This window comes from Candidatus Soleaferrea massiliensis AP7 (assembly GCF_000820765.1).
Classification (GTDB): domain Bacteria; phylum Bacillota; class Clostridia; order Oscillospirales; family Ruminococcaceae; genus Soleaferrea; species Soleaferrea massiliensis.
Window position 1 is genome coordinate 89,341 of the sequence record NZ_CCYH01000045.1, and the last position, 9,651, is coordinate 98,991.

A 9,651-nucleotide genomic window follows, 5' to 3' on the forward strand; every position below is an offset into this window, starting at 1 on the left:
AACATGAAGAAACTTGTTATAATCCCAGCGTACAACGAAAGCATGTCCATCAAGCGGGTGGTTGAAAATCTCCGGGAAAAAGCGGCAGACTATGACTACATCATTGTCAACGACTGTTCGACCGATCAAACAGAGATGGTACTGAAGGAAAACGGATACCATTATATATCCTTCCCATCCAACCTCGGTATCGGAGGGGCTGTGCAGGCGGGATATAAGTACGCCAAACAGCACAGCTATGATATCGCTATCCAGATGGACGGCGATGGACAGCACGATCCGCAGTATTTAAAGGATATCGTCGAACCGGTGAAACATGGTATGTGCGATATGGCGATCGGTTCGAGGTTTATCAACAAAACAGGCTTTCAGTCCTCGCTGATCCGCCGTCTCGGCATTAAGTTCATCAGTTTTGTCATCAGACTGTGCTGCGGTGAAAAAGTTTTTGATACCACAAGTGGATTCCGCGCCTGCAATGCACAGCTGATCCATTATTTTTCAGACAATTACGCGCAGGACTATCCGGAACCAGACGCTATTGTGTCCGCTTCGCTGAACGGATGGAAGATCCAGGAGGTTCCCATTGTCATGTGCGAGCGCAGCGAGGGCGTTTCATCGATCAACACCTGGAAATCGGTCTACTATATGATAAAGGTTCCGCTCTCCCTTATTTTACACAGGATCTCAACCGGTCGGAAGAAGGTGAAGAAATGAATATTATATTGCAAACATTTTTATTGATTATGGTTCTGATCTATCTGATTTTTATCATCTACCTTCTGCGGAAAAGCAAGCTGGAACTGAAATATGCGCTGCTTTGGCTGTTATCGGGTATCATTGTCATGGCGGTACTCATCTTTCCTGCATTCTTTCTAGGGTTGGCTTCCAAGATCGGCATCGTCGAACCGGTCAATATGATTTTTCTTCTGCAGGGTGGCTTTTTACTTCTGATCTGTATCTCTCTTTCCGTGATCGTCTCCGGACTCAATAAAAAAATAAGAATCCTTGTTCAGGAAACCGCTCTGTTAGAAAAGCGTATCCGGGATCTAGAAGAGAAAAGAACGGATGCTGAATAAACGCAGTAGCTGTATATTCCCCATGATCTTGAAAAAGACGCCGTTATAAAACGGTGTTTTTTTGCTTTTCAAAATTATCGGTTCGGCCGACAAAGATTCATAAGAAATTTTCTGGTCCAGGGAGCGATGAAACAGACAAAAATAAAACAATTGTATATGTCTGTCCGTAAATATTCGTTGTATGCTTCGCATAGATATAAAAGTAGAGAGATGTGACAGGACGATGTGAATCTTGTGATATTCCACATTTTTACCGAATTTGGGGATGGTATTTCTATCAATTATTTTTGCAGACGCCAAAGATTCTTCACAATTGTGTATTATAATGAAAGAGAAGACAGATAGGAGGCTTGTTGTTTGAACCGCAGAACCTAAGACTTCAGCAGCCTGCGCTCCGGCAGGCCGGAATGCTCCGGAGAGACAATGACGGTGGATTAAATTGGGAGGTAGCTATGAAGCAAATCAATCCTGCACAGCCGGACGTTCCCGAATTCGGCGGAGATAAAAACTCCACGGTGGTCTGTGTCACCAACCAGTTCGGATGCGAAAGGCTGATCAAGGCGGGCCGCATTCTCGCAGACCTGAGCGGCACGGTTTTGTATGTCATTCATGTTGTCAATCCCGCGGTGAAGTATGCCGATACTTCTGCGCTCGATTATCTGTTTGAATTGTCCAAACTGAACAATGCGGCGATGTCCATTTTATATAACGAGGATGTATTCCGGGCCATCTCTACATTCATTAAGGAGAACAAAACGGTCAATGTGGTGACGGGATTTCCGGGGGATGAAATCCAGCATAACGAAAACAATGTCTTGGACCGGTTGTGGAACAGATTCTGCAACACCAAATTTTTTGTGGTCGATTACGACGGCGAGCTCAAGGATGTCAAGCATCCGGCGGCGCGTACATAGAGCAAATGACAGAATAGAATGATGAACAGGGAGCATCTTCAATAGATTCCCTGTTCTTTTTTTGTCATTTCTGTCTAATCAGCACGAATGAAATTGTCAAAACCGACTAACTTATGACCTTTTGTACATATTTTGTTGATATGTGAACAATTTTATGGTATGATGACAGATAGAAATTGGAAGGCCCGCATACCTGTCTGATTTTCCCTGCCTGAGCAATGGAGTGGACGGGATGTGACCTTCACAGCATCGTGCGATTTCAAAAATACAAACAAAAAGGAGAAGAAACGATGGCAGAATCTACAAGCGCTTGGCTTACCGCCTTGCCATGGCTGTCCCTGCTGCCGCCAATCATTGCGATTGTGCTGGCACTCATCACCAAGGAGGTCATCTCCTCGCTTCTGATCGGCGTACTTTCCGGAGCTTTCATCTTTTCGGACGGCAACCCGATCAAAATGGTCGTAAACGTCTTTGAAATCATGTCCACCAAGATGGGGGAAAACGCGTATATCATCCTGTTCCTGGCGCTTTTGGGCGTACTGGTCATCCTGATTACGATGGCAGGAGGGTCCAACGCCTATGGCGAATGGGCCGCCCGGAAGATCAAAACCCGCGCGGGCGCACAGCTTGCGACCAGCGTGCTGGGATGCCTGATCTTTATCGACGATTACTTCAACTGCCTGACCATCGGCACCGTCATGCGTCCGGTCACCGACAAGCATCGGATTTCCAGGGCGAAGCTCGCGTACATCATCGATGCGACGGCGGCGCCGATCTGTATCATCGCGCCGATCTCAAGCTGGGCGCTGGCCGTGACGTCGATCATGTCCTCCAGCGGCGTCAGCGCCACCAGTACGATGGATGCGTTTATGAACACCATCCCGTACAACCTGTATGCATTCCTGACCATCTTCATGGTCGTGATCATGTCGGTCACAAATCTGGAATTCGGACCGATGGCGAAATTCGAGAAAAACGCGATTGAAAAGGGCGACCTGCATTCCAGCTCCGGCGATGTCCAGAGCCAGGAGGAGTTCGACAACATGGAGATCTCCAAGAAGGGCCGTGTGTTCGACCTGGTCATCCCGATCCTCGCATTGATCATCTTTGCAATCCTTTCGATGCTGTATCTGGGCGATTTCTTCACCGACGCCTATGCGGGCGAGCCGTTTATCAACCAGCTGATGTCCGCCTTCGGCAACACCAATTCCGGACAGGCATTGGTCATTGCGGCGTTCGGCGCGTTGCTTGTCGCCTTCTTCCTGTTTGTCCCGCGCAAGCTGATGTCCTTCAGGAAATTCATGGACGCCATTCCGCAGGGCGTCAAATCGATGGTTTCGGCCATCATCATCCTGTGCCTTGCGTGGAGCATCTCCGGCATCTGCAGCGCGGATTACCTGCAGACCGGCAACTATGTCGGACAGCTGGTTCACGACGCGAACGTTCCGCTGCAGTTCATCCCGGCGGTGATCTTTGTCGTCGCCTGCCTGCTGGCATTTGCGACCGGCACCTCCTGGGGTACCTTCGGCATCCTGATTCCGATCGTCGTTCCAGTGCTTGGCAGCTCGGCCTTCCTGTATCCGGCGCTCGGCGCAACCCTTGCCGGCGCGGTATTCGGCGACCATATCTCCCCGATTTCCGATACGACAATTCTATCCTCGACCGGAGCGCGATGCAATCATATCGATCACGTGTCAACCCAGCTTGTTTACACGATACCGGTCGCCATCTGCTGCGTGATCGGTTATATCCTGGACATCTTCATCGGAAACGCATGGATTACTTTGGCAATCTCGCTGGCACTGCTGGCGCTGACGCTGTTCATCCTGCACCGCGTTTCTGTGAAGAAAACGGCAGAAGCCTGATTAAAACAGTTTTCTATCATATACACCAAACAGGAATCCCGCCGCTGAAAACAGCGGCGGGATTCCTGTTTATTTCCCGGACATTCGGCGAACCGGAACAACCCGGAATGGTGCGCAATCTTTTCTGATCATACCCGTTTTGAAAATCGGATGGAAAGCTGCGGATGAGACGCAGACTTCACGCACCATACAAAAAACCAAAGGGATGGAAGCTCAGCTTCCATCCCTTCGGCCCCTATATCATGAACATCAATGTAAGTGGCAGGCGTCACACGCGTCGCTGATGTCCCCGACAATCGGCGTCGGGTCAATGCCCTGCCTGGTGTAATAATCCGCGATAGCGGTCTTGATCGCCTGTTCCGCCAATACGGAGCAGTGGACCTTGACCGGCGGCAAACCGTCCAGCGCTTCGATGACCGCTTTATTGGTCAGCTTCAGCGCGTCCTCGATCGGTTTTCCCTTGATCAGCTCGGTTGCCATTGAGCTGGTTGCAATGGCCGCACCGCAGCCGAAGGTCTTGAACTTGACGTCGGTGATCAAGCCGTCCTTTACTTGGATATACATCTTCATGATATCGCCGCACTGAGCGTTGCCCACTTCGCCGATACCGTCCGCGTCTTCTATCTCCCCAACATTTCTCGGATTCGAGAAATGCTCCATAACCTTTTCACTGTATAACATGCCTTAGCTCTCCTTTCCTTCCTTCACGATGCGTTCCCACAGCGGGGACATCGCGCGCAGCCGTTCAATGATGCCGTCAATGATGCTGCAGATATATTCGATATCCTCATCGGTGTTGTATTCGCTGACGCTCAGCCGCAGCGACCCGTGTGCCACCTCATGCGGGAGGCCGATGGCCAGCAGCACATGGCTTGGGTCGAGTGAACCGGAGGTGCAGGCTGAACCGGAGGATGCGCAGACACCGCTTAAGTCCAGCATCAGCAGCAGCGACTCACCCTCCACGCCCTCGAACGAGAAGTTCGCGTTGCCCGGCAGCCGTTTTTCCCGGTCGCCGTTGAGGCGCGTGCGGTCTATTTTTAAGATGTGACCGATCAGCCTGTCACGCATGGCCGCCATCTTTTTCGCATTCTCTTCAAGATGCTCCGTTGACTCAGTGATGGCCGTGGCCAGTCCGACAATGCCGGCGACGTTCTCGGTGCTGGCGCGCTTGCCGCGCTCCTGCGCTCCGCCGTCGATCAGGTTGCGGATGACAACCCCCTTGCGGCAGTACAGCGCACCGACGCCCTTCGGACCGTGCAGCTTGTGTGCCGACAGCGACAGCAAATCGATGTTCTGTTCCTTTACATCGATCGCGACATGTCCGACCGCCTGTACCGCGTCGGTATGGAACAGCACCTTCTTTTCGCGGCAGATCTTCCCGATCTCGGCAATCGGCAGAATTGTGCCGATCTCGTTGTTCGCGTACATGATGGTCACCAGCGCCGTGTCATCCCGGATAGCATCCGCTACCTGGCTGGGGGAAATGAGCCCCTTTTCATCGACCGACAGATAGGTGACATCAAACCCTTCCTTCTCAAGCGCCTGCACCGCATGCAGCACCGCGTGATGTTCGAAGTTTGTCGTGATGATGTGGGTTTTGCCCTTGGCCTTCTGGGCATAAGCCGCACCCTTGATCGCCCAGTTGTCGGCTTCCGAGCCGCCCGAGGTGAAGAAGATCTCCCGGGGCTCGCAGCCGAGCGCTTCAGCCACCTGCTTGCGTGCGTTCTCAACGGCGATCTTGGCATCCCGTCCAATCGAATAGATGCTGGACGGATTGCCGTAATGCTCCTTCAGATACGGAAGCATCGAATCAAGCACAGCGTCCGATATCTTCGTGGTCGCCGCGTTGTCCGCATATACAAAACGTTTCATAGAAACCACCTTGCTTTCAAAAAGATTACACCTCTATTATATACCTAAACAGTATACTTTTCAAGCTCCTTTTTCAGGTCTATGTACCCAATTTCATAAATTTATTGTGAATCGCTTCAAATTACTGGATATCCATTATCATGTGCCGCCCATGCGCATTTATACCCATTGAAACGGATATGCATCCTTGCAGCCGACGCGGGTTGTCTGCCTGTTTGGATAACAATCTTATAGAAGGTCCCATACAGCCATCCATGGAGACGGATATGCCTGCTCAAAGTCTCATGATTTCAACACAGGTTATCCGATATGTTTTTCAGCTCCATAGAAGTACACCATCTCTATTGTCATGATGGAAAGGCCGAAGCATCTGGCTTTATCGGTATTTTCAGCCTTCGCTGAACGAAGCGTCCATTGCAAAGCTCATCCCGTATTCCTCCGCTGCGGATGCCCATCTCTCTCCCATGACGGGTAAAGAATAAAACAACCTGTTTTACCGGTTCTTTTCGGACTGCGCAACCGCGAGCTGGTCGCAGCGTTCATTCATTGGATGACCTGCATGTCCCTTGACCCAATGAAAGGTGACATCGTGCTGCCCGAGCAGCCCCAGCAGCTGTTCCCACAGGTCGGGGTTCAGCGCCTTGTCCTTTTTATTGCGCATCCAGCCGTTGGCCTTCCATTTGACGGCCCAGCCCTTGGTGATGGCGTTGACGATATATTGGGAATCGGTGTAGAGGTCAACCCGGCACGGTTCCTTTAACGCGGATAAGCCGGAGATGACCGCGGTCAGCTCCATGCGGTTGTTGGTGGTGTCCCGGCTGCCGCCGGACAGCTCCTTTTCGCGGCCGGCAAACCGCAGGATCGCACCCCAGCCGCCGGGGCCGGGATTGCCGGAGCAGGCGCCGTCGGTGTAAAGCTCCACAGTTTTCATGCCGGTCCCTCCTTTATAAAAACAATAGCACTGTTAAGTCAACCTATCAAAAGGTTCTGAAAAGACACTCGTTTCATAAGGTTTCAGTCTTTTGGTATTCCGCCCGCCCGCGGAGGGAAAACGCCACCGCGGTTCTGGTTTTTCTGTTAACTTCACAAAGCCATAAACAAATTCGCATCGAAATACTCATATTTATGATCAAAAAAGAAACCGGATAAACCGGCTGCTTTGACCTTTTACAGTGATAACGTATTATATTATATACCTTTTGGATACAATGTACAAGTCCCAATCGCAAAAAAGAAACAGAATTATTCGTATCTTTGCGGGTATGAAACGCTCTTTGGTGTAATAATAATGCTAGTAAAAGAATCAATCAAGAAAGGCTGGTGTTATCTTTACATGAGAGCTGTTATCATGGCGGGAGGAGAAGGAACCAGGCTGCGTCCTTTGACCTGCAACCTGCCCAAACCGATGGCCAGATTATGTGGGAAACCCATTGTCGAATATATATTGGACCTTTTAAACGAACATCAAATCAGCGACGCGACCTTTGCGCTGGGCTATCTGCCGCAGGTGATCACCGATCACTTCGAAGCCGGCCAATATAAAACCGTCAAGCTGTCGTTTGTGGAAGAGGACAAACCTCTCGGCACAGCGGGCGGCGTGCGGGGCGCGCTGAAGTCGCTGGACGAGGATGTCCTGGTCATCAGCGGGGACGCGATGTGCGATTTCGACCTGTCGCGCGCCATTCGGTTCCACCGCGAAAAGAAGGCGGATGTCACGATCCTGACCAAACGGGTCGAGGACCCGCGGGAATACGGCCTTGTCGATGTCGACAAGGAGGGCCGAATTGTCGGATTTATCGAAAAGCCGTCCTATTCGCAGGCCGTGACCGACTTCGCAAACACCGGCATCTATATCCTCAGCCCAAGCTGCCTTGCCATGATTCCCGAGGGCGCGAAGTACGATTTCTCCTCCGACCTGTTCCCGAAGATGCTCAAAAATCGGATGCGGCTGTTTGCCTGCGAGGATACCGGCTATTGGTGCGATATCGGGGATCTTGGCAGCTACATCGGCTGCGCGAAGGATATCCTGTACGGAAGGGTCAAATGCGAGACCATCGGCCGCCGGGATGAGGACGGCAATATCTTCGGGGACAACGTGCGGGTGGACACCGATTTCATGACCCCGCCGGTCTACCTCGGAAGCAATGTCTCCATCGGCAGGGACTGCGTCATCGACGCGGGCTGCATGATCGACGACGGCACCGACATCGAGCGCCAGGTGCGGCTGAGCGGCTGTATGGCCCTGCAGAACTGCTTCATCGAGAAGGAAGCGTCGCTCAAGGACTGTATCCTGTGTGAAGGCGTGTCGGTCAAATCCAAAGCGATGCTGTTCGAGAACGCCGTGATCGGCACCAAGACGGTCATCGGCCGGAATGTGCATGTGAATCCCGGCGTGAAGGTCTGGCCGTTCAAGAATGTCCGGGACGGCGAGCTGCTGAACGCCAACCTCAAGGATGCCAGCCGCAAGACCGAATACTTTGACGACGACGGCATCTCGGGCGACACCGGCGTGGAGCTGACGCCGGAGCTGTTCGCAAAGATCGGCCGCGCCGCGGGCAGCGTCTGTACAACCGCCATCGGCGTCGGCATCAGCGACGAAATGAACGGCGCCGCACTCAAGGATGCGCTGATCTCCGGCATCCTGTCCACCGGCGTCAACGCCTATGACTTCAAGGAGTGCTTTGAAAGCCAGTTCGGCTTCTGCGTTGACAAGATGAACCTGAAGCTGGGCATCTTTATCGAATATGGGGAGAAGAGCAGCATCCACCTGTGTGTGGAAAACGGCCTGTCCTCCACCCGCGAAATCGAACGCAAGATGGAAAACATCCTGGCGCGTTCGGAATTTAAGCGCTGCCGGTACGACGAGTTCGGCAAGCGCACCGACATGTCCGGCATGAAGCACCTCTACACGGTGTATCTCGAAAGCATGATCCGCCGTCCATACGATGGGTTCGGCGTGCTGCTGATCTCGCCGGACAACAATCCGAGCAGACTGTTCAAGCGAGTTCTGGAACACAGAAAATGCCGCATCGACGACAAGGGCCTGCAGATCAGCTTTGAGGACAGCGGCCGCAGGCTGCGGCTGTACCACGGCCAGACCGGCTATGTGTCCTACGAAAAGGCGCTGGCGCTGTGCGCGCTGATCGAGTTCAAGCAGGAGCACGACGTCTACCTGCCGTCGGATGCGCCGTATATCATCGATGAGCTGGCGCAGTGCTATTCCCGCAGGGTGTACCGTTATCTGGAATGCCCGGCCGGCGGCTGTGACAGCGAGATCCGCCGCAAGGCCGCCGCACAGCCGTGGGCGCGGGACGCTCTGATCATGGCGGTAAAAATCCTCAACTATATGCAGCTGGAACGCATCGGGTTCAAGCAGCTGATGGACGGCCTGCCAAACTTCGATATGGTCTGCCGGCAGGTCCCGTGCGAGGGAAATCCGGGCAACATCCTGAAGCAGCTCAAGAGCACAGAGGAACCCGGTATGGTCAGCGAAGGGGTGGTCATCCCCTTCCAGAACGGCTATATCTTTGTGAAGCCGTCCAAACAGGGACACACCCTGAAATTGTTCGCACAGGCAAAGAATTATGAATCCGCCCGCGAAATCTGCGACGGGCTGGAACAAAAGATCAAACGTCTGAAAGAGACGCGGAAATAATAAAAAGGGAGGGCCGGACGCCCTCCCTTTTTTTATTGATGCGGTAATTGACATCATGCTGTTAAGAAAAGATATCCGCACGTATTCAAGTTGAGCAGATAGCCGCATCGCTCCCTCCGAACCAATGCGTTCACATACCAGCCGGAAGTATTGGGGTACTATGCGAGAAACCCGTAACCGGGGAAGCGTCCGCTACTAGCTGTGCCCAACCACCCTGCCAAAAACAAAACGCCGCCCGCAGGCGGCCGAAGCGGATAATGGGATATCAG

At 52.5% G+C, this 9,651-nt stretch carries 8 protein-coding genes; 5 read left to right on the forward strand and 3 right to left on the reverse strand.

Annotation, left to right across the window (positions count from 1 at the left end):
• Positions 1-3: 3 nt before the first annotated feature.
• The 4 genes from BN348_RS12140 (at position 4) to BN348_RS12155 (ending at position 3,855) form a co-directional block, all read left to right on the forward strand.
• A complete protein-coding gene (locus BN348_RS12140) occupies positions 4-714 on the forward strand; it encodes a glycosyltransferase family 2 protein (RefSeq protein ID WP_040198291.1) in 711 nt (236 codons plus the stop codon).
• A complete protein-coding gene (locus BN348_RS12145) occupies positions 711-1,076 on the forward strand; it encodes a DUF2304 domain-containing protein (protein ID WP_040198292.1) in 366 nt (121 codons plus the stop codon). The genes BN348_RS12140 and BN348_RS12145 overlap by 4 nt, the downstream gene beginning before the upstream one ends.
• 452 nt (positions 1,077-1,528) lie before the next feature.
• A complete protein-coding gene (locus tag BN348_RS13365; protein ID WP_052446916.1) occupies positions 1,529-1,990 on the forward strand; it encodes an adenine nucleotide alpha hydrolase family protein in 462 nt (153 codons plus the stop codon).
• Positions 1,991-2,280: 290 nt separating this feature from the next.
• On the forward strand, positions 2,281-3,855 hold the full coding sequence (locus tag BN348_RS12155; RefSeq protein ID WP_052446917.1) for a Na+/H+ antiporter NhaC family protein: 1,575 nt from the start codon (positions 2,281-2,283) through the stop codon (positions 3,853-3,855).
• A 249-nt stretch (positions 3,856-4,104) separates the two neighbouring features.
• Here the strand turns inward: BN348_RS12155 and nifU are convergent, their stop codons facing one another.
• From nifU to rnhA, 3 genes are all read right to left on the reverse strand, one after another.
• Positions 4,105-4,536, reverse strand: a complete 432-nt coding sequence (nifU, locus tag BN348_RS12160) for a Fe-S cluster assembly scaffold protein NifU (RefSeq protein ID WP_040198293.1) — start codon at positions 4,534-4,536, stop codon at positions 4,105-4,107.
• Between the two features lie 3 nt (positions 4,537-4,539).
• On the reverse strand, positions 4,540-5,727 hold the full coding sequence (gene nifS / locus BN348_RS12165; RefSeq protein ID WP_040198294.1) for a cysteine desulfurase NifS: 1,188 nt from the start codon (positions 5,725-5,727) through the stop codon (positions 4,540-4,542).
• Positions 5,728-6,220: 493 nt separating this feature from the next.
• Entirely contained in the window at positions 6,221-6,658 is a 438-nt protein-coding gene (gene rnhA, locus BN348_RS12170; RefSeq protein ID WP_040198295.1) for a ribonuclease HI, read from the reverse strand.
• A gap of 402 nt (positions 6,659-7,060) precedes the next feature.
• Between rnhA and BN348_RS12175 the strand changes: the two genes are divergently transcribed.
• Positions 7,061-9,382, forward strand: a complete 2,322-nt coding sequence (locus tag BN348_RS12175; RefSeq protein ID WP_197068351.1) for a sugar phosphate nucleotidyltransferase — start codon at positions 7,061-7,063, stop codon at positions 9,380-9,382.
• The last annotated feature ends 269 nt before the right edge of the window (positions 9,383-9,651 follow it).

What these genes read in the sequence shown, in the direction of transcription:
- BN348_RS12140 (WP_040198291.1), top strand. Translation starts at nt 4, where the DNA reads ATGAAGAAACTTGTTATAATCCCAGCGTACAACGAAAGCATGTCCATC.
- BN348_RS12145 (WP_040198292.1), top strand. Translation starts at nt 711, where the DNA reads ATGAATATTATATTGCAAACATTTTTATTGATTATGGTTCTGATCTAT.
- BN348_RS13365 (WP_052446916.1), top strand. Translation starts at nt 1,529, where the DNA reads ATGAAGCAAATCAATCCTGCACAGCCGGACGTTCCCGAATTCGGCGGA.
- BN348_RS12155 (WP_052446917.1), top strand. Translation starts at nt 2,281, where the DNA reads ATGGCAGAATCTACAAGCGCTTGGCTTACCGCCTTGCCATGGCTGTCC.
- nifU (WP_040198293.1), bottom strand. Translation starts at nt 4,536, where the DNA reads ATGTTATACAGTGAAAAGGTTATGGAGCATTTCTCGAATCCGAGAAAT.
- nifS (WP_040198294.1), bottom strand. Translation starts at nt 5,727, where the DNA reads ATGAAACGTTTTGTATATGCGGACAACGCGGCGACCACGAAGATATCG.
- rnhA (WP_040198295.1), bottom strand. Translation starts at nt 6,658, where the DNA reads ATGAAAACTGTGGAGCTTTACACCGACGGCGCCTGCTCCGGCAATCCC.
- BN348_RS12175 (WP_197068351.1), top strand. Translation starts at nt 7,061, where the DNA reads ATGAGAGCTGTTATCATGGCGGGAGGAGAAGGAACCAGGCTGCGTCCT.